Genomic DNA, 22,208 nt, shown 5'->3' with positions numbered 1-22,208 from the left:
ACTAATGTGAGACGAGTTAAATATAGTAAAATAAGAAAACTTCAGCCAAATACTTTGGAATATTCTGGCTCTTTTCCCGATGTGCCAATTTCCATGCAGCTGTTTATTTATACGGAAGATCACTTTGAAGAGTATAATGATCTCAGTTTAAAGGAAATAGAAGAGGTGTTGAAAAATTCAAGCCCGGAAGCTATTAAATGGTTTAATCTACACGGTTTACACGATATTGAGCTTTTGAGAGAAATTGGAGCGTTTTTTCAGATACAATCCTATATCATGGCCGAAATTCTAAACTTTGGTCGCAGAACGCGAGTAGAAGATTTAGATGATACCCTGTTTTTTAGTCTAAAAGCGCTATTGCCCTACCAAGAGCTTCAAAAAAGCGTAGACATTGAACAGATAAGTTTTATTTTGCAACCCAATCTGCTTTTGTCCTTTCAAGAGAAAAGAGGTGAATTTTTCCATATTATACGAGAGCGCATACGCGGAAAAATCGGCCAAGTGCGCAAACGCGATACCGGCTATTTGTTGTATTTGTTGATCGATTCCCTAATGGATAGCTTCTTTATTACCTTGGATGTGGTTGAAGACAACGTAGAACAAATTTTGTTAGACGCCCGAAACAAGTACCACAAAGACATTTTGATTGGAATCGAAGAATATACCCAAGAGCTCAACGACATCAAACGTGCGGTAATGCCCATGCGAGAAATCCTCAATAACGTGAGAACCTTGCACGATAAAAAAACAAACCACCACACCATTATTAGTAAAGAGAGCTTGCTTTTTTACGATCGCCTCCAATATAAAAGCGTTGAGATTTTAGATCAAATTGAGTACAACCTCAACAAGCTCGATAGTGCAACAAATTATTACTTCTCCTCTCAAAGCAATCGAATGAATGAGATTATGAAGGTTTTGACCATCGTATCCGTGATCTTTATTCCACTGACCTTTATTGTTGGTGTCTATGGAATGAACTTCGAAAATATGCCTGAACTCAAAACAGAAGATGGCTATTTTATTACGCTGCTGGGAATGTTGATCCTCGTGGTCGCGATGATAGGATATTTCAAATGGAAACGCTGGTTTTAACTAGGTCAAATAGAACAAAAGCCCAACGACTCTCGTTGGGCTTTTGCATAGGAAACAACATATAACGTAGATAAAGTATATAACTTTATATCGTTCAATTTTAGGACTACTGCAAAAGGCTGTCGCAATTGGATGTATTCTGCTCCAATCCCGCATATTTCCTTATGCTGTAGCATATTCACGAACAAATTTAGATAACCTTCTTTAGTTGAACTAATTTATTTTCTTAAAAAGTAATTAAAGATATGGTAAAAGTTGCTGAGAATAGTTAAAAAAAACGAATAGAATATTGTTTGTTTTTGAATTATTATTTTTAAAATTGTTTTTATTTTAAAAATAATTGATTTTTTATCTATAATGATTTTTGGATAACCGAAAAATATGATAAATATATAAAGAAGACTTATTTATGCTAAAAAAGTCAAGCGACGGCCATTACTAGGCGAGTAGCTGTTTTAAAAACAAAATACACCCTAGCGAAATTTTAAAAAAAACACTCTTTTTGTTGGCATAAGGTTACGCTATTCTCCCAGATAAAAAAAGGGGGATAATGCGATTATTTATTAAATTGATTGACCTTGGAAGGAGTAGGGACGGTCTAATAATCAAAAATAAAAAAGAAATGTATTCTTTTTTTAATTATATTTGAGTTGTTTATGTTAAAAGCTGACATAAGAGGATAAGAGCGTCAAAATTAGTAAAAAATAATGAGTGATATGAAAAATGTGTATTTCTTAGCTTTGGGGTTGTCTCTGTTGGGTACCCAACAATTTTATGCCCAAAGTATTCATGGAAAATTCTATAATAAGGAAACAAATCAAGTACTAGCAGATGCAAGAGTAGCCTTTTACAATGATAAAGAGCAAAAGATTATCGAAATGATGGTCGATCAAGAGGGAGCATTTGATATTAATAGTAAAAGTGTTGAGAACGTACACAAGATTGTGGGTACAGCTGAAGGATATAATTCTGCAGAGGTTGTGGTTAGCAATATACTGGACGATTTAGAAATTAACTTTACACTGACCAAGGCCTTAGGGTATACAAAACAATCCAAAGACGCAGGGGGAAAACAAGCCCAAGCATCGGCTTCTACTGCTAAAGAGCTGTTGCCGTTTTACATCCAATACGATTTTAATAGTTCATATTTTACAGATGAAAATCGCGCAGTTGCGTATCAGTTGTTGAAGTATATGAATGTAAATACTTCAAAAACAGTGGTAATACGCTCCTATGTTGAAACGAGAACCAACGGAAAATACAATGCATGGATGGGCGATCGAAGAGCACAACGCGTGATAGACTTTTTAATTGAAAACGGCATTAGCCCTAATCGATTAGTCAAAGATGTCGTAGCCCTTTCTCAAAGTGCTACAACCCGAGAGGGTACAGTGGGAACAGGAAAAGATTTTAGAAGATGTGATTTCTTGCTATTGTAATACGAAAAAACTGATGCTTGTCGTCAGTTTTTTTTTGATACATCCTTTATTTAGGTGGCTAAAAAGGGCGATCATGTCGGAGTTTTTCTTATTTTTGGGGCCTAAATAACAACACATTATGGAATTAAAGTATCAAGGAAAAACAAAAGATGTTTACAGCTTAGCAAATCATCAAGTGCTTTTAAAGTTTAAAGACGATGTAACCGGAACAGACGGTGTTTTTGATCCAGGAGCAAACACAGTAGGTCTTACCATTGAAGGCGCTGGTAGAAGTGGTCTAAAAATGACAAAGTATTTCTTTGAATTGGCAAATGCTAAACAAATTCCTACGCATTATGTTTCTGCTGATTTGGACGATGTTTCGATGATCGTAAAAGAAGCTGTTCCTTTCGGAAAAGGATTAGAAGTAATCTGTAGATACCGTGCAGTAGGTAGTTTTTTCAGAAGATATAACGGTTATTGCACAGAAGGGCAAGCGTTGGATAGCTTTGTGGAAATTACCCTTAAAGACGACGAAAAAGGAGATCCTGTCATTTCTGAAGACGCTTTAGCTATGTTGGGAATCTTATCTCACCAAGAGTATAGCACGTTGAAAGCGCTGACTAAAACAATTTGTTTGATGGTCAAAGAAGAACTGGCGAAAAAGAACTTAGAGCTATATGATATTAAATTGGAGTTCGGTAGAGATAAAGCTACGAATGAAATAATATTAATAGACGAAATATCAGGAGGAAATATGCGTGTATACCAAAACGGTACCTATGTTGCCCCACTAGATTTGGAGAAACTTTTTTTGAGTGACCTATAAAAATAGAAAAGGAGAAGCACAGGCTTCTCCTTTTTTTATTGAATTACTTTTTTCTCTACGTAGTCTGAATTCATCAAGCGCAAAATACCCATATAATCCATGTGAAAGGAGATGGTATCACCCACTTTGAGTTGCTCAGGGTTGGAATCTAAATCAATGACCATCATATCTGAACTAGACCCCACCAGTTGATGGTTGGGATTAACGGGAAAGAAATGTTCCATGTCGATATCCAATAAGCCTAAATCAATAATGGCTCTAAATTTGGTCACGTGTTCCCAAGCGGGGTCAAACTCAATTTTTTCACCTGTCATATTGATTCCTGTTTCTCCACTGGGCATCATGGGTTTTTCGTGTAGTTCGATGATTTCGGCATGCAACTTAAAAATATGTTGTTCATAGGCTTCATATTGACTGCCGTCATACGCATTTGTTCCCATAAACAAGGTTTCGCCAATGCGAAAGTGATTGATGGCTTTCGGCAATTGACCGTTGGTGATTAAGGGAATAGTTACAGAGGCACCTCCCGAAATAAAAGGGAGTTTTTTGTTGAACCTCAGTTCTAGCACTTCTTTGTACAAACTCAGCTGAATTAATTTATCATTGTTGGGGAGAATCCCATACATACAGGTTAGGTTTGTTCCTAAGCCTATAATTTCGATGTTTGGCAAGCTGAAGACCTTTTCGTAAAACGAGATTAGATCCTCGCGTAAAACGCCTTCTCTCAGCTCGCCCAGCTCCACCATAATGATGATCTTGTGTAATTTTTGCTGTTTGACTGCCTCTTGAGACAAGAGCTTAATCGTTTCCAATTCGGTGTTGAAACTGATATCTGCATACTCGACAATCTCGTCAATACTGCCGTTGGGTGCTGGTTTAATATAGATCGTTTCAATGTTGGGATCGATCAACTTGATGCTCTTTAAATTCGAAACGCGTGAATCACAGATTTGCTTGGGCTTTAATTCCAAGACTTCTTTCAAAAACAGCGAGTTACCGCAAAGCAATTTACCCACAACAGCCCAAGTAATTCCCTCTGTGTCAAAAAGGGTTTGCAGCAGGTCAAAATTGTGTTTTAATTTTGTCTTATTTAAGGTAATACAAGCCATTATTTGTTGTTTAATCTCATTTCTATATACTTCTTCTCAAATCCTTTGCGCTCGTATAAATGTTGGGCAGGATTGTTAAAATCAACGTGTAAGGCAATAGAACCGGTGAGTACCGTTTTGAGGTAATCGATTATTTTTCCGCCAATGCCCTTTCCTCTTTGGGCTTGGTCTGTCGCAATATAGACTAAAATATGTTCAGGGATAAATCCTTCCATCAAGGTATTTAATACCACGGTCATACCAACGATTTGCTGCTCTTCTTTTGCAATGACAATCACCCCTCCTGGTTTGTTGTTTCTGCCTAGCGCATAATCAATGGCTTTGACAATGTCTTCCTTTGCATCTCCGTATTGCTCGAGATGCTCAAATAAGAAGTTTGCGTATTGTTCTACTTGTTCTTGACTGACGGGACTGTCTGAATTCTTTTTCTCTATTTGAATCATAATGTGAGTTTTTACAACTAGGTAAGGATACTAAGGTAAAAACCGAATAAATTATAAAGAATCAGCAGAATGAAATGCCGATGTATTGTACTTACTCCCAAAAAAAAAGTAAATATCATTCGAGTGGGTAGATAAACCCTAGCATACCAATTACAATAGTTGAAAATTGTAAAATAAAATGTTTAAACCATAAAAGTACAAAAATATAGGCTTTGTTGCAAATTTTTTAGAATTAATCTGATTTTTATTTCGATTAAATTGAGAATTATGCAAAAAAATAAGCCTATAAAAAACAAGGTCAACACTTGCTTTTTATAGGCTTACCGCCGATTGGCTTCTGGCTAAATATCTTTGCGATACGTTTTTCGCTCTTTGTGAATTTCTGGGTTTAAATGTTTCCACAATTGCTGAATCTTGGTGTTTTCAACTAATAGGGGATTGGTTTCCACATGCTTGATTTTATGTTTGACAAAACAAGCGTATATCTCTTCAAAGATAAGCGCAGTAACGCCTTTGTTTCTATATTCTGGATCTACGCCAATTAAATAGTATTCCGCTCGGTTGTTGTGCTTCATCGCTTGCAATAAATGGATGAACCCAAAGGGAAATAACTTGCCTTTGGTTTTTTGGAATGCCTTTGAAAATGAGGGCATCGTAATGGCAAAGGCAATCATCTTGTCGTTTTCATCCATCACACAGGAAATAAAGTCTGGATGAATGAATTGCAAATACTTCTTTTTGTAGTGCTCAATCTGAAAGGGCTCTATCGGAACAAAACTCTGTAAATCGGCATAGGTCTTGTTCAATAAGGCGAACATCTCATCGACATAAGGCATTAGTTCCTTAGTAGTTTTAAATTGCAGTGGCTTTACGCGGAAGCGCTGTTGTACTATGGCAGACATTTTGGTGATCTTTTCTTCATCAAAGCTCTTGATGTCCAAACTGTACTCCAACCACTCTGCTTCTGGTTTAAAACCTAGGCTGTGGAGGTGTTGTGGATAGTATTCGTAATTGTATAACCCAATCATAGTAGCCAAACGATCGAATCCCTTGGTCAGCATGCCCGCTTTGTCCATATTGGAAAATCCCATCGGTCCTTCCATATACTCCATATTGTTCGCTTTTCCAAATTCCTCTACCTTAGCTAATAAGGCTTTGGTAACCGCTAGATCATCGACAAAGTCAAACCAACCAAACCTCACTTTTGGCTTGTGTAAATCCTTGACCTCCGTCCAGTTGATGCAACAGGCAATTCGCCCAACTACCTTCTGATTCTTATAGGCAAGGAAAAAGCGAACGTCAACCGTTTTGAATATATCGTTGGACGCATCAAAACTCTTTACTTCTTCTTTAATTATGGAGGGAACCCAGTATGGGTTGTCTTTGTATAGGGTAAAGGGAAATTGGACAAACTCCTTCATCTCCTTTCTTGTAATCGCTTGCTTAACTTCGATCATTTCTCTTGAATTAAAATCTAAAATCTCGCTAAAAATACTAAATATTATGGTGGTATTCCGTTTTTATCTGCTTTAAAATTAATCCCCATCGCTTAGAGCAAGCCCAGGTGGATACTCGTAAATGTTAAATAATAAGATTTAACATAACTTCAATTTTTGTAGGTAGATAGGGGAAAGTAGTAATTAATATTTATTTAAACTGAGTAAAAATAATTGTTTTGCTTTTTTTGTTTGCTTCTTGTTTGGATTTAGGCAATGGCAAGTAATTTTGATTTTTTAAAATTAGATTAATTTAGACTCGTTAAAATTAACTTGATATTTTATGATTAATCTAAGGCGGTTAAACAAATGGGCATGGGCTATCCTATTAGCAGTGCCAACCGTGACTTTATCGGCAACCATGTATGGGCTATATCACGAGGCTAAGGCCAGCGAGTGGAGGCTTTATGCAGAGGAAGAAAATGATGGAACCAATGATCATGTGATCTTACATGACGACTTTTCCAATAATGCAGCGGGATGGACGTTTGTCAATGCTACACTAAATAAGTGGCATGCGGGGTTTCCGGCTGCATTTTTAGCGGCTGGAGAAGCATCCCAAGGGTTGTATGTGAGTGATACCGAAGGTAGTTTTACCTATGCTCAAGGCGAAGCGGTTGTCTCTCACGCGTATAAAGCGGTGCAATTACCGTCAAACATCCAAGAAGTAACGGTTAGCTTCGATTGGATTAGCGAAGGGTATGCCAACACCAATTGGGTGACTTTAGAATCGATTCCATTGGACTATATGCGGGTATGGATAGTACCTTCAACCTATGTTCCTATTGCCAATCAAGCGATTACCGCTTCAACGAGTGGTGGGGTTAACCTCAACAATGCGGCCTATGTAGAAAATCCGCTTTTACGCCATGAAGTAAGAACCGTAGATGTCAGTTCGTTGGCGGGACAAGAAGTGAAATTGGTCTTTGAATGGACTAATGAGGCTACAGGATGGCCTCGAAAACCTGCGGCTGTGCGCAACCTAAAAATAGATGCAGTGGCTTGCCGAACCATTGCCGACCTCCCTTTTGTCGAAAATTTTGCCAGGGTATCCACCACAAGAGATTGTTGGACTATTGTCAACAACAACAACGATTTCCGTCTTTGGAAATTTGGTACGGATTTTATCTATGACGAGATTACTGAAACCAACAATCCCATCGAAGTAGCCCTGATTACAACCAATGGAACAAGAGGAAATAACGACGATTGGCTGATGACACCGACGATTAGGCTGACCGGAAATCAGCGTTTGCGCTATACTTATCGCGTACAATCTGAAAGTATGCCCAATGATTTTAGGGTTTTACTCTCTTTAGATGGTCCAGAAATAAACAATTTTTCTCAAATTTTAGTTCCTACTACTGCCTATTCCAATACGCAATTTGTTGAAAATGTAGTGGATTTAGTTGACGCTAATGGCGTTGGTATTACCGGTGATGCAACGATTGCATGGCATGTACCGCGAACGCAGAATAACGGCTGGGCGTTGGTTTTGAGTCAGGTAACAGTTGAAGATATACCGCTGTGTCCTAAACCGATTGATCTAGCGGTTATGTCAAATGAAGTGAGTTGGACGCCTGAAGGGGAGGAAAGTCAATGGGAGGTTGTTGTGCGTACGCCTCAAGTAGGCACACCTACAACAAATGGCGTTCGCGTACAAGCACCCAATTATACGATGCCCAATCTGGCGGTATCTACAGCCTATGAAGTTTTTGTTCGAGCTATATGTCAAGCCAATGACACTGGAGAAGAGCTGTATTCTGATTGGGTAGGACCGGTCGCTTTTAGGGCGCCTATGGTGGTTACACCTTTGCCTTATGAAGAAGACTTTGAGGGCCAACCCCTTTTTGAATTTGGCAATGATACAACCAATCAATGGACGATTGGATCTGCCCCTCATGAGGGCAGAAACAAGGCGTTGCACATCAGCAATGGAGAGGATAACTATCAATATACGCTGAATATAAAACAGACCTCTCACGCGTATAAAGATATTTTTATCCCCGAGGGAGGTCAAGAAATTTTGGTCGAGTTTGATTGGAAAAACAGAGGAGAATCAGACAAAGATTACTTCAAAGTATGGCTGGTTCCAACCAACTATATTCCAACAGAAAGGAGGAGAATTACGGAGGTTGCAAGTAGGGGAATTCAACTTGACTCTAATGCCTTTTACTTGTCTTCTTCTTTTACGCGTACGAGTTTATACGCCGCTGTAAGTAATTTTGCGAATCAACCCATGCGCTTGGTTTTTGAATGGCAAAATGACACGAGTAGGGGAGAACAACCACCGGCAGCAATTGATAATTTGTCGGTAAAAGTGCAAAACTGCCTTCGACCAAGTGCTTTGGTCACTACAGCTATTACGCAGACTACAGCGGAACTTTCGTGGACAAATGCACCTGCTGTGTCGAACTACGATATTTTTCTATCTACGACAAATACAAGACCCGCAGATAACGCTGTGCCAACACATGCTGGAGTTTCGAATCCGTTTGTCCTTACCAATTTAAGCCCGAATACCCGCTACTATGTGTGGGTTCGCTCAGCTTGTAGTGCAACTGAACACGGTTTTTGGTCGGATGTAGCTGATTTTGTAACTGCCCAGATTCCTGGAGAATTACCTTTGTTGGATGATTTTCAAGGCGATAATAAATGGACCACTACGATTGCGTCCAAAAATAAATGGGAAATGGGGCGAGCTACAGGTTTTCAAAGTAACCAATCAATGTACATCTCGTATGATAGGGGAGTACAAAATAGCTACGATGTTGGTCAGGCCTCGGTTTCTCATGCTTATCGCGATATATTAATTCCTGATGATGCCGATGAATTGACCATCGAATACGATTGGAAATCCATGGGAGAGATTACAAGAAATAATCCAAAAGATTACTTTAGACTGTTGAAAGTACCCCTTACAACTCACCCAGATGGAAGGACTCCTCTAACGTTATCCGATGAACATATCGTAGTTGGTAAACCGTTTTATGCTGGATCAAATCAATGGAATAGGGCAACAGCAGTTCTAAATGTTAGTGCCCACCAAGGAGAAGTGATTCGCCTTGTTTTTGAGTGGGTCAACAATGGAGCTTTAGGAGAACAACCCCCTGCAGCCATCGACAATTTCAATGTGAGCGTTTCTACATGTTTGAGTCCAATCAAACCCCAAGCGGAATTAATTCGCTATACTTCTAATATACGCCTGTCTTGGGAAGCTCAAAGAGGGGAAAACAAATGGGAAGTGTTTGTTACCGCTCAAGGAGCCCCCGAACCCGCAGCTGATGCAACGGGAATTGTAGTGGAGGGCGAGCCTACGCTTTTATTGGAAAATGTGACTTCAGGTCAGTATTTTGTTTACTATGTGCGCACCATTTGTTCGGATGAAAATGGGGAAACCAAAACTATTTGGATCGGACCGACAAAATACTCCTATTTTGTACCTGATATGTGTGCGGACTTACAAGGGGGAATAGAGGGAATACCTCCTTCTGAAACCAATAACTATAGCATCTGTGAACCAGGTCCTGTACAGCGAAAACTCGAAGCGCGTTATTTTGATATTAAAACAACGGATACGTATAAAGTAGAGGCCATCGACTACAATCCTCCTTTTCCTTTCTACGGAGGGGATATGATTGACCTCACACGAGATGATTATTGGTCTAATACCATTAATTTAGGCTTTGATTTTTGTTTCTTTGGCAACCGATACGACAAAGTGTTAATCACAACCAATGGAGCGATTACCTTTAGTGTTGCGGGAGAGGTAGAAGGTGGACGTTATTCGCCTGAAACACATAGCCCTTGGAGCTTTTCTCAAGCCATCCCTTATCAAGCGAGAACCAATGAGCCTCCTTTTGTCAATGCCATTTTTGGTGTAATGCAGGATTTAGATCCCAATTATTCCCCCGAGGATTATGCCGTGAATTACCAGGTTTTAGGTACATTTCCCTGTCGTGCTTTGGTGTTTAACATCTATCACTTGGGCTTGTTTGGCGTACACCACAATCCACACGATGTGGAAGGCTCCACCCAAACCTCTCAAATCGTCTTATACGAAGGAACAAATATCATTGAAGTTCACGTGAAAAATCGACCCGTTGCACGAGATTTTGGTTCTAATCACAACCAAAGTAATGGATTAATTGGCATCCAAAACGAAGACGGAACAAAAGCACATTACCCCGGAGAAGATGGAGGTGTAAATAGAAATACAGGAAACTGGAATGCCTCGAATGAAGCTTGGCGCTTTGTTCCTAACGGGCAATCAACGGTTGATTTTAAATGGTATAAAGACGGGGTTTTCTTTTCGTCTGAGGAAGAAATTGACGTAGAGATTTCTGCATCTGTAAATTATACGGCAAAGGCAAGGTACCAAACATGTGACGGAGAAGAATTTACCGTTGAGCGCGTGTTTAATTTCTTAAAAGAAGAATTTGAAATTCCCCCATTAGCCGATCAATATGTTTGCAGCACTAACGAAAATGCCAATCGTCCTATTGCCGTCGATATTGCCGAACCTAGACAAATAATTTTAGCCAATTTAGGTGCCCAAGCAAGCGAACAATATGCCGTGCATTACTACGGAGATGAGGATTTAATGGACCTTCTAGACGATGAAATTGATATTTTATCCACTCGTCGCATTTATGTAGAAGTGGTGAATAAAACAACAGGATGTTCGCGTGTTAGTAGTTTCTTAGTGGTGCGTTTACCTTTAATAGAAGTGACGCAATTAAAAGATGTTGAGGTTTGTACAAGCTATACCTTACCAGCTCTCAAAGAAGGGGAGGGCTACTTTACGCAACCCAATGGACAAGGAGAAACCTACCAGGGGGGAGATCGCTTTGCCATTTATGGGACATCTACCCTGTATATCTACAAAAAAGGAGAACAGCATTGTGACAACCAAAGCAGTTTTACCGTGGAGGTGCACGAGCCTATTCAGGCAGACGTGTTGGATGATGTGGTGATCTCCTGTGAAAACTTTGTACTTCCTCCTTTGTCTGCCGGAAATAAATACTATACCCAACCCCATGGAGGTGGAGTTGAATTGCATGAAGGTCTAGAAATTCTATTGCCGATGACGGTGTATATCTATGCAAAAAGAGGGTCAGAAGCGGTGTATTGTACAGATGAAAGTAGTTTTTCAATCACCTATGAAGCCTGTCCCTTGCCCAAGGGATTCTCCCCTAATGGCGATGGTATTAACGACGCTTTAGACCTCTCGAAGTATGGGGTGTCAAAAATTCAGATTTTCAATCGCCATGGCGTGGAAGTCTATTCCCATGGTCAAGGATATAAAGATCAATTTATCGGCAAAGATAAATCAGGTCAAACCCTTCCTTCAGGAACGTATTATTATATTGTGATCTCTCACGGCGTTCAACAAACAGGTTGGTTGCAAATCAATTATTAAAATAAAAACAGTAGAAAATAAAAAACCAACGGACTTCCGTTGGTTTTTTTATGCTGTAGTATTAAGCAATTCGCTTGATGGTGATCATGCTATTGTGTACTATACTCGAAGGCATGGATCGAACTGAAAATTGAAGGGGGTCAAAGAGTTGCTTGTACTTTTCGTTTCGCTCTTCATCTTCGGCAGAAAGTACAATAGTATTAAAAATAATAAAACCATTAACTGTTAACAGCTGTTGCAAGTGATGAACAAAATAGTGTTCAAACAGAAAAGAAGGCATATGACTGTCTTGAAAAATATCAATGACGATCAAATCGAATGCCTCTTTACACGATAACACATATTCAAAAGCATCGCGTTGAATAATGTGGTGCTTCTCCTTGTAACGATCGAGATTAAAATACTTTTTTGCCACGAATAAAATGGCTTCATCGAGTTCAATACTAGTAATTGTTCCCTTAAAATTAATCTCATCACGCAATAAATGGACGGTACTACCAGCACCTAAACCGAGGTTCAGCACGCGATTCATCCCCTTGATCTTTTGATAACCAATGAATTTGAAGCCTTTCTTAAACACTTGTTCTAATTGCCCATAGGAGTAATTGGTGTTTTTGGTATCCAACACCAGCTGCCCTTTAAGCCAAGTTACTTCTAACTTCGTATTGATTTTCGAACGAACTTTTCGCACGGGAATAGGAGTAAGGTAACTCAACCATCTTTTTAGCATATCTTTTCGCATCAATTTATACAAAGATAAAGGAAAAAAAAGGAAAGGGTTTAGGGATAATCGAGATAAAGTTTAGATGTAAACGACAAAACCCAATCTATACTAGATTGGGCTTGTTTATTTTAAAACTAAAATGTATTATTTCACTATCTCTACTTTTTTAGTAATATAGCTATAGTCTATTTCATAATCCAATTCTTTTGGCTGGTTATCGCTTATATAATAGACCGTAGCTTTGAGTGGATTATTGTTTTCATCATATTTATATTCTAGTTGATACGTATCAAAATAAGGCGTTTTAAACCCTTTGATATTATTTGGAAATGTATAAGTCAATGGAATATAGTTGATTCCTTCAAAGAGTACACTTGTTAAATCAAAAGGTAAGTCTTTGAATGGATTGTTTTGTGTGTCATATTCAATTTGCTCTGGCAATTCATTTCTATTGCTTTGAATTTTACTTATTTGTTTTTGAGCATTATAGGTGTAATCTAAATTTAGATTAAATGCTTGTATATCGGATTTTATAAATTGATTTTCAGCATTGTATGTAAAATTTTGTGTAAAATTTTGATCGTTATCCTTAAACTCGAGCTTAGTCAATATATCATTTGCATAAGTGAAAAGATAAGTGCCTGCATACATTGGATCACCTGTGATTTCTAGGGTTTGCAGTTGATTTTCTGCGTTTAGTTTAAAACTAAATTCACCATCTGTTACTTTTAGTATCTCATCACCTTTGTAGTAGGTCACTTTATAAGTTAAGGCAGATAGGGCAAGATGGTCATCATAAGAAAAATTAAAATCAATTTGGTAATCCTTTCCACTAATGACTTGGGTAGTGCCATCTTCGTAGTATTCTTCATCTGTCCAATAATAAGTGGATTTCACATGAGAAATTAGCTGTTTATCTTCAAAGCTTGGACCTTCTGGGGTTTTGCTATTATCATCGGAACTACATCCAACAAAGGCGAAAAAAAAACTCGCTACTGCAATAGTTTTGACTGCTTTATTCATAAATAAAAATATTAAAAGTACAAAGATAAATAATTTTAATTATAGTTAAAATTATTTATATATTAATTAAAAATTTATTAATATGTTATATTTTTAATTAATTCTAGATGAATTACAACTGACATTTTTATTTCCCAAATGATACGGGTTTAGGAATAATCGAGATAAAGTTTAGATGTAAACGACAAAACCCAATCTATACTAGATTGGGCTTGTTTATTTTAAAACTAAAATGTATTATTTCGCTATCTACTTTTTTTATTGCTATTACTATAGTCTAGATCGCGCGGCTTTGTATTTTTTAGTTCTTAGGAACAATATGATAGTTGTAATCAATGACCATATAGCGATTTGCCTTTGTTTTGGCCCCTTTGTAAACCGTTGCTTTTTCAGGGTAATTCCCTTTGTTATAGCTGTATTCAATGCTGTAATTAGCGAGAGAAGACCCAGTGAATCTCATCGTTGTTATATTATTTTCAAACGAATAGGTCAAAGGAATATAAGTCAAAGGATCAAATAACAACGTCGTAAAGTCAAATGGAAGATGACCAAATGGATTCTTACTTTCATCATAGGTGAAATTGGCTCTATCTTTTTGATAGAGTAACTGTGTTAGCTGATTGTTATGGCCATAGGCATACTGAATGGTATGCGGTTCAATACTATTTGGTTGATCTGTTGCTAAGAGAACTTTACCTTGAGTAAACTGTTTTTTACTGTTGTAGGTTAACGCTATCTCACTGCCCCTTAAAATAGAAAAACGCATGAGGAGGTCCTGTTCGTAAGTGAAGGTATAGGTTGTCTTTCCTGCTTGTTGTTTTGATTCAATATCTAAGCGTTCTAGGCGATTTAACGCATCGAGTTTATGCGTGTACACATGATGAAAGTTAGCCACAAAAATACCGTTACTAAAATACTTAGAATCTCTTGTTATAGAATCCAATTGATAAGTTTTGTCATAGAAAAAATGTACTGTTCGATCAAAAACAGGACTACTTTCAGTTGTTGTACTACTTCCATTGGAGATTGTAGTCGTGTCATAGACGACATAATCAATTTTTGAAATAAAATATTGATTGTTGTCTCCTTGGGGCGGAGTAGGGGTACTGTCATCTGAGCTACAACTGCCCAAAAATAAAAATAAGCTTGCTAATCCCGCTAGTTTAAGTGAATGTGTCATCGTTGATTTTTTTATCAGCCGTAAAAGTAAACCAAAACACGAGATGATTGTAAAGATAATTTAACAAAAATAAAAACCTATGTTATTTGAAATTTTAGAATTTGACGTATTTTTTAGTAAATAAATAGGCTCTATGCCTTACACTGGAGGTGTAATGGAACTAGGAGGCTGTATTTTAGCATAGCTCTTGAGGGTGCATAGGTATAATTCAGTTTGAAGGTAAGTACTGTTTTATTCTTATCCTCCCTTTTAGGCTGTACATAAATATCAAAAAGTGCATAACAAGCCTCTTTTGGCAAAAAGTCAATTTTATGTAATTTACGAGATTCGTTGCAAACCAAGGGGGGTGTTTCGGTTTTCGATGTATTTAGTCAGAATAGTTAAGGGTTTCTGATTTATTCGTGAACCTGTTGAATATATGAAAATCTAAACTGCTGTTTTTCATGGTAGAAAAGCGAAATTATTTTTTTCTACTGCCACTAGTTTTATATATTTGTCCTTATTTGATATTGTTCTAAATAAAAATAACGGTTTTTATGATAAGAATTACCTTAGTTCTTATACTGCTAGTGCTCATTTTTTTATCCATTTTCGTTGGAGTAAAAGATATTTCGATTCTCGATTTACATCGATTGTCGCAAGATGAATTACTTGTTATTGTTGTCAGTCGCATACCACGTACTATTGCCGTACTCATCGCAGGAGTGGGCATGAGTATTTCGGGATTGATTGTTCAGCAAATCTCCCTGAATAAATTTGTGTCTCCCACGACTATGGGAACGCTCGATGCTTGTAAAATGGGAATTCTCTTTAGTATGATTCTCTTCCCCAATGGAGGGATTGTAGTTAAGACGCTGCTATCTTTTACCATTGCCTTGTTGGCGAGTATTGTTTTTTTGCGCTTAGCCAGTAAAATAAAAGTGCAAAATGTAATCTTTATTCCACTCATTGGAATTGTCTTTGGAAATATACTCAGCGCTATAGCAACGTTTTTTGCCTTTCGCTACAACCTCGTACAGAACATGGACGGTTGGCTGATGGGAGATTTCTCCTCCATCTTAAAAGGGAATTACGAAATTTTATACCTGGGGGTGTTAGTGGTGATTCTGTGTTACCTCTATGCTAATAAGTTTACGATTGTTGGACTAGGGGAGGATGCTGCGACTAGTTTAGGACTAAACCCCAAGCGAATCATGTACTTAGGTTTGGTTTTTGTTTCGATTACATCAACTGTCGTGGTCTTAACAGCTGGGGTAATTCCCTTTTTAGGTTTAATAGTACCCAATATTGTCAGTTTGATTTTTGGGGATAACCTGCGCAAAACAATTAGCTATACTGCTTTGGTTGGTGCTATCTTTTTGTTGGTTTGCGATTTGATCAGCCGTTCCTTAATTGCTCCTTACGAAGTGCCAATCGGACTAACCGTGAGTATTGTTGGGGGTGTTGTGTTCTTATATCTAATCCTAAAAAAGACAAAACATGCCTAAGAATAAATTAGTTACCATGCTACTTATCGCTTTGCTGTTCTGCATCGCCATTTATATGTTTACGTTTACAGGAACAAAGTTAGACTACGTGTTGCCAAGACGCGGCTATAAGGTGTTGGCTATGCTCTTGGTCTCCTTTGGTATAGGCTATTCCTCTGTGATTTTCCAAACCATTACAGCAAATAGGATTCTCACTCCTTCCATTATGGGATTTGATTCCTTCTATTTGCTATTGCAATCGCTTATTGTCTTTTGGTATGGCGATCGAACCTTTAAAGTTTTGGGGTCTGAATGGAATTTTGTTCTGTCTGTAGGGCTGATGATGTTATTCGCCCTTGTGATGTACTTTGCCGTGTTTAAAAGAGAAAGTAAAGGACTATATACTTTGTTGCTAGTAGGTCTATTAATTGGTACGTTGTTTAAGAGTGCCTCTTCTTTTATCATGTTACTCATTGATCCCAATGAATTTAGTATCATTCAAAACGCCATGTTTGCCTCTTTTGAACGTATTAATTTAAATATTTTGGGCTTATCTGCTGTGATCCTCATCGCAACTATGCTCTTTGGTATTCGCTATTTCAAGCAGCTAGATGTTATTAGTCTCGGAAGAGATCACGCCATTAGCTTAGGAGTAAACTACCACAAAGTAGTGCGTGCCAACCTGATTTTTATTTCAATTATGGTCGCTGTTTCCACCGCATTGGTAGGTCCTATTACCTTTTTAGGCTTGTTAGTAGCCAATTTAACCTACGAATTGGTGAAGAAAAACAACCATGCCTTAGTTGTGTTGACCTGTTGTTTGTTGACATCAGTAACAGTTATTGGAGCGCAATATTTGGTAGAACATTTGTTTAATCTGACAACAACAGTAAGTATTATCATCAACTCCGTAGGAGGGGTGTATTTTATTTATTTGCTGTTAAAAAGTAATAAAGTATGATTCAAGTTAATCAAGTATCAAAATCATATGGAGAGAAACTGATTTTAAATCAGGTGTGTGTGAGTTTTCCCAAGGGTAAGATCTCTTGTTTTATTGGGGGAAATGGTACGGGTAAAAGTACATTGCTATCGATTATCAGCCGTTTAGTTTCTCGAGATAAGGGAGAAATAAACCTGCTGAACAAAGAAGTATTAAGCTATACCAATGAAGATTTTGCCAAGCGATTGGCGATCTTAAAACAAAGTAATAGCCCTAATATTCGTTTGATTATTAAGGAATTAGTCTCTTTTGGGCGCTTTCCCCACTCTAAGGGTAGACTCAAAAAAGAAGATCATCAAAAAATTGAGGAAAGCATTGCCTTTATGGGCTTGAAAGACATTGAAGATCAGTTTATTGATGAGTTGAGTGGCGGCCAACGTCAACGCGCCTTTCTCGCTATGGTTCTAGCACAGGATACGGAGTACATTTTGTTGGATGAACCCTTGAATAATTTGGACATGAAACACTCTGTCGAAATTATGAAAACCCTACGCGAATTAGCGGATAAATTCCAAAAAACAATTGTCATTGTCGTGCACGATATCAACTATGCGGCAGCCTATGCCGATTATATCGCCGCAGTGAAAAATCATCAAATCCTCTATTTCGGGCCAACAAACGAAGTTATAACAGAGGAGAAAATGAAAGATGTTTTCGATATCGATATGAAAATTATCGATAACGGAGACCACAAGGTTTGTGTCTATTTTAAATAATTATAAAAACCATCGTTATGAGTAAATTTATGGTAAGCTGCCTTGCAGCATCTGTTTTTTTGTTTGTTTCTTGTAAAGAGACAAAAAATGAAGAAAAAAGTTCAGCGTCAGAATCTACAGCAGTAGTGACAGTAGATCACTTATCAGGGACGTCTGAAGTAAAGGTAAATCCGAAGAACCCCGTAGTTTTGAGCTATGGTATGTTGGATACATTTGACGAGTTGGGCATTCCCGTAAAAGGAGTTCCTGGGGCAAACTTACCTGCTTATTTAGCAAAATATAGTGATGGAGCCTATGAAAATGTAGGAGGAATCAAAGAACCTAATGCAGAAAAAGTGAATGCCGCTGATACGGAGTTGATTATCATTGCTGGACGTACAGCAGCTATGTATGACGAATTTACAAAAATCGCACCGACGATTAACCTAGATGTAGACGCTAAAGACTACCTGAATTCATTCAAGAAAAATCAACGTATTATTGGTCAATTATTCGGCAAAGAAGAGCAAGTAGAAGCAGAGTTGAAAGACATTGATGCACGTATTGCTAAAATTAAGGCTATCACAGAAAAATCTGACAAAAAAGGATTGATTATCTTAACCAATGAAGGACGTATGAGTTCTTACGGAAAAGGATCGCGATTCGGAATTATTCACGACGTATTCGGATTAAAACCAGCAGACGAGAAAATCGAAGCTGCTACACACGGACAAGTGATTTCTAATGAGTTGATCAAAGAATTAAACCCTGATTACATCTTCGTTATCGATAGAGGTGCTGCAATTAAAAGAGCAACTATGAGCAAAGAGGAATTTGCCAATGCTTTAGTTCAACAAACAAATGCCTACAAAAACGATAAAATCATCTTCTTAAATCCAGAAACATGGTACTTATCAGGAGGTGGATTAAAATCAATCAAAATGATGATTGATGAGGTTGAAAACGCAGTAAAAGAATAAGTAAAAGTTATTGTTAATTTCAAATAAAGATAAAAACGAGTGGGTATGCGAAAGTAGTACTTGCTCGTTTTTTTTTATGTGTATTTTACTTCTATTTAAAGCCTAGGTTTTTTTGTGTATTTTAGCGCTGGAACAGAGTGCAACTTTAACCCGTTTATTTCGGAACCCTATCGCATGAATAACCTAACTTCCAATTCAGTTGTCAAGCGTTTATGCAAAAATATGCAAACGCTTTTAACGATCGCTTATTTAGTAGCAGTTGCTATAGGTATGCTGTTTAATTACAAGAAATTTATCCTCTTTGATATCAATATCTTTGATTTTGCAGGTTTGTTCGATTTCTTAATCGCGCCTTTTGGCGATTTTACAATTGCATTATTTACCTTAGGAACCTTGTTCATCACTCTTTTAGTTTATCAAATTGATTTATTTTGGCAAAAAAAATACCCTACTTCTTATTCGAAGTTCGTGTTCAATGTCAATCAGCATAAATGGTATGCTGGACAAAAATACACGTTGGGAGTGCTTCTCTTTGTTTTGTACCTATTTTTAGCGGCGGATATCTATGCTAAATACTACAAAAAAAACATCCTACTTGCACCAAACATTGGAATTACCTATGCGGATAACGCTCAAATTCGCGGAATTTTAATCGGTAAAACAACTGAATATATCTTCTTGTTACAAGATAAAGAAGTGAAGGCGATTCCCATGAATGCCTTAATCAAAGAAATCAAGCTCAAATAAGCGACTGCACACCCACAGTGATATTCGTCACTAGCTATTTTTAGTGATTTATATAAAAATTATTTTTTTTGACTCTTCATCGTTTTATTTTTGGATAAAATAAAGTATGGCACATCGCATTTACCTCTACAACCTAGACAGTCAGACTCAACACATGTTTGAGGGCTATCTCGGAGAGTGGAATTATGTTATTCCAGATCTACTCCTTCCTTTGCTATCTGCCAATCCACGGGCAAAGGGCGAAGCCCTCTATTTTGATAAAGAGGAGGGACTCCTTCGACTGAGTGATTTCTACGATCTATTGACGGAAACCTATCAACTGGAAGAGGTCGCCGATTTTACAACAGCGGTCACACAAATGTTTGAATTTCTCTACGAATTGCCCTATGATACGTTTTATTTGGATGCTAGTGATGTGTACACGATGAATGAAGAGTCGCCCAAAGAGCAAGCCAAAGAGTGGATGGCAGAAATCCATGAAAAATGGCTGTTGTACCAGCAAGCGATCGAACAAGGCGATATCCACTTGCTCGACGAGTTCATTCAATCTTCTGGTTACACCTCTTTTTTGGAAGCACTCCAACAGGATTGGGTGAAGTATGGCTTGGGGTATTGGGAAGAAGACATCCGCAGACCAACCCGCACAATTCGCTTTGAAGAAGCTGAAAAGTGGGGACTTAAAGCAACTGATGGTACTGTATTGCTTCCCGCTATATACGATGCTATATACGATTTTAGCGAAGTCAACTTAGCCGTGGTGGAGCAAGGAGGGAAGTTTTCTTATATCAATGAACAAGGTGAATTACTCTTTCCGTTGATTTATGACGATGCCTTTGATGCGTATAGCATCCACCAAACCACAGTGGGAATTGCCTGTATCGCCGATAAAATGGGCTTAATCAATCTCGATACCCTGCAGTGGGGAATACCGCCAGCATACGATGAAATAGAACAAGTGTTTAGCGGTTTTTACAATGTCCTCCAACAAGGACAGTACCAATTGATGGACTATACGGGAAAATACATCATAAGCGAACCAAGTGCCTTTCCTTTTGTGTTGGATTATCCGCATAAATTCTATACTGCACAGCAACATACCGCCAAGCGAAAATACTATACACTTGATGGGCAATGGATAGGCGAATACCCAGAAGAGGCCTTAGAAGAATTGTCTAGGGGATATTTTTGGGTTAAACCCAATAAGTACCAAAAGAAAATAAGTATCCTTGATCCGAAGGGGAAGGTTGTCGTAGAAGAGGTGGATCAGCTTTTGAATTTTACCAACTACAACACGTTTGCCTATAAAGTTAATAAGCAATGGATGCTATGGGATTGCCAAGAGCATCAGCAACGCTTGCACGACCTTTCAATCAGTAAGATTCACGCAAAATACCTGTGCAATTATAGCCCAGATACCTATGTTGTTCACAGCGAACAAAGCTGTGGTTTATACCATGCCGCACAGGATTTATGGTTGATAGAACGATCCAATGCCTTTGTCAAAATCGAACACCTGAATCATCCTTTTGTTCAAGTAATCGAAAAACAAGGCATGCGCTATTACAACTATGAAACGGGGTTTTTAAGTGAATGCTACACCCATATTTCAGCACCTATTGATCGCTATACCCAACAAATATGTCTATTTGCACAAAACCAGCTGTACTATGTGGATGACAATTGGAATTGCATAGCCGTTTCCGACGAACAAATGGGGCAATTATATGAGCAGCGCTATAACCTAAGGGGAAAAGATTTGAGTGTTTTTATTGCCTTTTACCAAGCTTGGATCCAGCGTATGGGCGATGACTATGAAGCGTATTTCGATGTAGACACCCTATACAAAAGAGGATGCGATGCACGAGATCAGGCAGATTGGTCGGAGGCGATGAAGTATTTTACCCTGGGTGCAAAACGTGGCGATGCGCGTATGCAGTATGAGTTGGGATTACTCTTAACAGAGGATCAGCAGCTGTGGACGGATGTGGATCAAGGGGTATATTACTTGGAACAGGCAGCACAACAAGACTATGCAAATGCGTGGAATACCATCGGTTACTTGTATCAAAATGGCCTGGGGTACACCTATGACCGCGAGGCGATGTTAGCGGCTTATGAAAAAGCCGTGGCCTTAGGTTGTATTTGGGCAAATATGAATCTCGGTGATCTGTACTTCTACGGACAAGATGTAGCGCAAGATTTTGACAAGGCCGTATCCTACTATAGTGCAGCAGAACACTACTATGGTGCTTATGCTCAAAACTTGGTGGAAATTCACTACCAAAGAAGAGAATTTGAACAAGTGTTACGGTATTTGAAGCGCAATAGAACAGAACCTTATATTCACATTTATTACGGTATTTTATACGATTATGGCTATGGCGTAAAATTAAGCGAAGAGAAAGCCATTCAGCACTATGAGCAAGCATTGGAACACTCCAGCTATTTTTATGCCGTAGAGCGCCTCTTATACTATTATAACGAGCATCCTCAGTATAAAGATCCTATAAAGTATACGCGCATACTTGCTTATGCCAAAGAAAATGAAATAATTTAATACCAAATAAAAAGAGGATAAGGG

16 protein-coding genes are annotated in these 22,208 nt (G+C 38.2%); 10 read left to right on the top strand and 6 right to left on the bottom strand.

Going from position 1 to position 22,208, the window contains the following annotated elements; translation table 11 throughout:
* The first annotated feature begins 6 nt into the window (after nucleotides 1-6).
* From corA to H4K35_RS06750, 3 genes are all read left to right on the top strand, one after another.
* The gene (corA, locus tag H4K35_RS06760; RefSeq protein WP_182626626.1) at nucleotides 7-1,095 is read left to right on the top strand and encodes a magnesium/cobalt transporter CorA; all 1,089 of its coding nucleotides are present in this window, start codon (nucleotides 7-9) and stop codon (nucleotides 1,093-1,095) included.
* 707 nt (nucleotides 1,096-1,802) lie between these two features.
* On the top strand, nucleotides 1,803-2,534 hold the full coding sequence (locus H4K35_RS06755; RefSeq protein ID WP_255492386.1) for an OmpA family protein: 732 nt from the start codon (nucleotides 1,803-1,805) through the stop codon (nucleotides 2,532-2,534).
* A 118-nt stretch (nucleotides 2,535-2,652) separates the two neighbouring features.
* Entirely contained in the window at nucleotides 2,653-3,342 is a 690-nt protein-coding gene (locus tag H4K35_RS06750; RefSeq protein ID WP_182626625.1) for a phosphoribosylaminoimidazolesuccinocarboxamide synthase, read from the top strand.
* Between the two features lie 35 nt (nucleotides 3,343-3,377).
* Here the strand turns inward: H4K35_RS06750 and H4K35_RS06745 are convergent, their stop codons facing one another.
* From H4K35_RS06745 to H4K35_RS06735, 3 genes are all read right to left on the bottom strand, one after another.
* Complete coding sequence (locus H4K35_RS06745; RefSeq protein WP_182626624.1) at nucleotides 3,378-4,451, bottom strand: alanine racemase; 1,074 nt, start codon at nucleotides 4,449-4,451, stop codon at nucleotides 3,378-3,380.
* Complete coding sequence (locus tag H4K35_RS06740; protein ID WP_182626623.1) at nucleotides 4,451-4,894, bottom strand: GNAT family N-acetyltransferase; 444 nt, start codon at nucleotides 4,892-4,894, stop codon at nucleotides 4,451-4,453. The genes H4K35_RS06745 and H4K35_RS06740 overlap by 1 nt, the downstream gene beginning before the upstream one ends.
* Nucleotides 4,895-5,235: 341 nt before the next feature.
* Nucleotides 5,236-6,351 (bottom strand): GNAT family N-acetyltransferase, encoded by a 1,116-nt coding sequence (locus tag H4K35_RS06735; RefSeq protein WP_182626622.1) that lies wholly within the window; start codon nucleotides 6,349-6,351, stop codon nucleotides 5,236-5,238.
* 322 nt (nucleotides 6,352-6,673) lie between these two features.
* Here H4K35_RS06735 and H4K35_RS06730 point away from each other — a divergent pair, with 322 nt between their 5' ends.
* A complete protein-coding gene (locus H4K35_RS06730) occupies nucleotides 6,674-11,812 on the top strand; it encodes a choice-of-anchor J domain-containing protein (RefSeq protein WP_182626621.1) in 5,139 nt (1,712 codons plus the stop codon).
* A gap of 61 nt (nucleotides 11,813-11,873) precedes the next feature.
* Here the strand turns inward: H4K35_RS06730 and H4K35_RS06725 are convergent, their stop codons facing one another.
* The 3 genes from H4K35_RS06725 to H4K35_RS06715 all read right to left on the bottom strand — a co-directional run bounded on the left by H4K35_RS06725 (nucleotide 11,874) and on the right by H4K35_RS06715 (nucleotide 14,739).
* On the bottom strand, nucleotides 11,874-12,554 hold the full coding sequence (locus tag H4K35_RS06725) for a spermidine synthase (protein ID WP_255492385.1): 681 nt from the start codon (nucleotides 12,552-12,554) through the stop codon (nucleotides 11,874-11,876).
* Nucleotides 12,555-12,680: 126 nt separating this feature from the next.
* Nucleotides 12,681-13,559 carry a hypothetical protein gene (locus tag H4K35_RS06720; RefSeq protein WP_182626620.1) on the bottom strand — a complete coding sequence of 293 codons (879 nt, stop codon included), beginning with the start codon at nucleotides 13,557-13,559 and terminating at the stop codon, nucleotides 12,681-12,683.
* 301 nt (nucleotides 13,560-13,860) lie between these two features.
* Entirely contained in the window at nucleotides 13,861-14,739 is an 879-nt protein-coding gene (locus tag H4K35_RS06715) for a hypothetical protein (RefSeq protein WP_182626619.1), read from the bottom strand.
* Between the two features lie 536 nt (nucleotides 14,740-15,275).
* Here H4K35_RS06715 and H4K35_RS06710 point away from each other — a divergent pair.
* The 6 genes from H4K35_RS06710 to H4K35_RS06685 all read left to right on the top strand — a co-directional run bounded on the left by H4K35_RS06710 (nucleotide 15,276) and on the right by H4K35_RS06685 (nucleotide 22,184).
* Nucleotides 15,276-16,226, top strand: coding sequence for an ABC transporter permease (locus tag H4K35_RS06710; RefSeq protein WP_182626618.1), 951 nt, complete (start codon nucleotides 15,276-15,278; stop codon nucleotides 16,224-16,226).
* Nucleotides 16,219-17,166, top strand: coding sequence for an iron chelate uptake ABC transporter family permease subunit (locus H4K35_RS06705; protein WP_182626617.1), 948 nt, complete (start codon nucleotides 16,219-16,221; stop codon nucleotides 17,164-17,166). Before H4K35_RS06710 ends, H4K35_RS06705 begins: the two co-directional genes overlap by 8 nt.
* Nucleotides 17,163-17,921: an ABC transporter ATP-binding protein gene (locus tag H4K35_RS06700; protein WP_182626616.1), complete on the top strand. Its 759-nt coding sequence runs from the start codon at nucleotides 17,163-17,165 to the stop codon at nucleotides 17,919-17,921. Before H4K35_RS06705 ends, H4K35_RS06700 begins: the two co-directional genes overlap by 4 nt.
* 17 nt (nucleotides 17,922-17,938) lie before the next feature.
* Complete coding sequence (locus H4K35_RS06695) at nucleotides 17,939-18,880, top strand: siderophore ABC transporter substrate-binding protein (protein ID WP_182626615.1); 942 nt, start codon at nucleotides 17,939-17,941, stop codon at nucleotides 18,878-18,880.
* Between the two features lie 222 nt (nucleotides 18,881-19,102).
* A complete protein-coding gene (locus H4K35_RS06690; RefSeq protein WP_255492384.1) occupies nucleotides 19,103-19,627 on the top strand; it encodes a hypothetical protein in 525 nt (174 codons plus the stop codon).
* A gap of 106 nt (nucleotides 19,628-19,733) precedes the next feature.
* Nucleotides 19,734-22,184, top strand: coding sequence for an SEL1-like repeat protein (locus H4K35_RS06685; RefSeq protein ID WP_182626613.1), 2,451 nt, complete (start codon nucleotides 19,734-19,736; stop codon nucleotides 22,182-22,184).
* Nucleotides 22,185-22,208: the final 24 nt, after the last annotated feature.

Origin of the sequence: Myroides sp. NP-2, from assembly GCF_014145665.1 — a bacterium.
Lineage (GTDB): Bacteria > Bacteroidota > Bacteroidia > Flavobacteriales > Flavobacteriaceae > Flavobacterium.
This window is presented reverse-complemented; position numbering and strand designations above follow the sequence as displayed.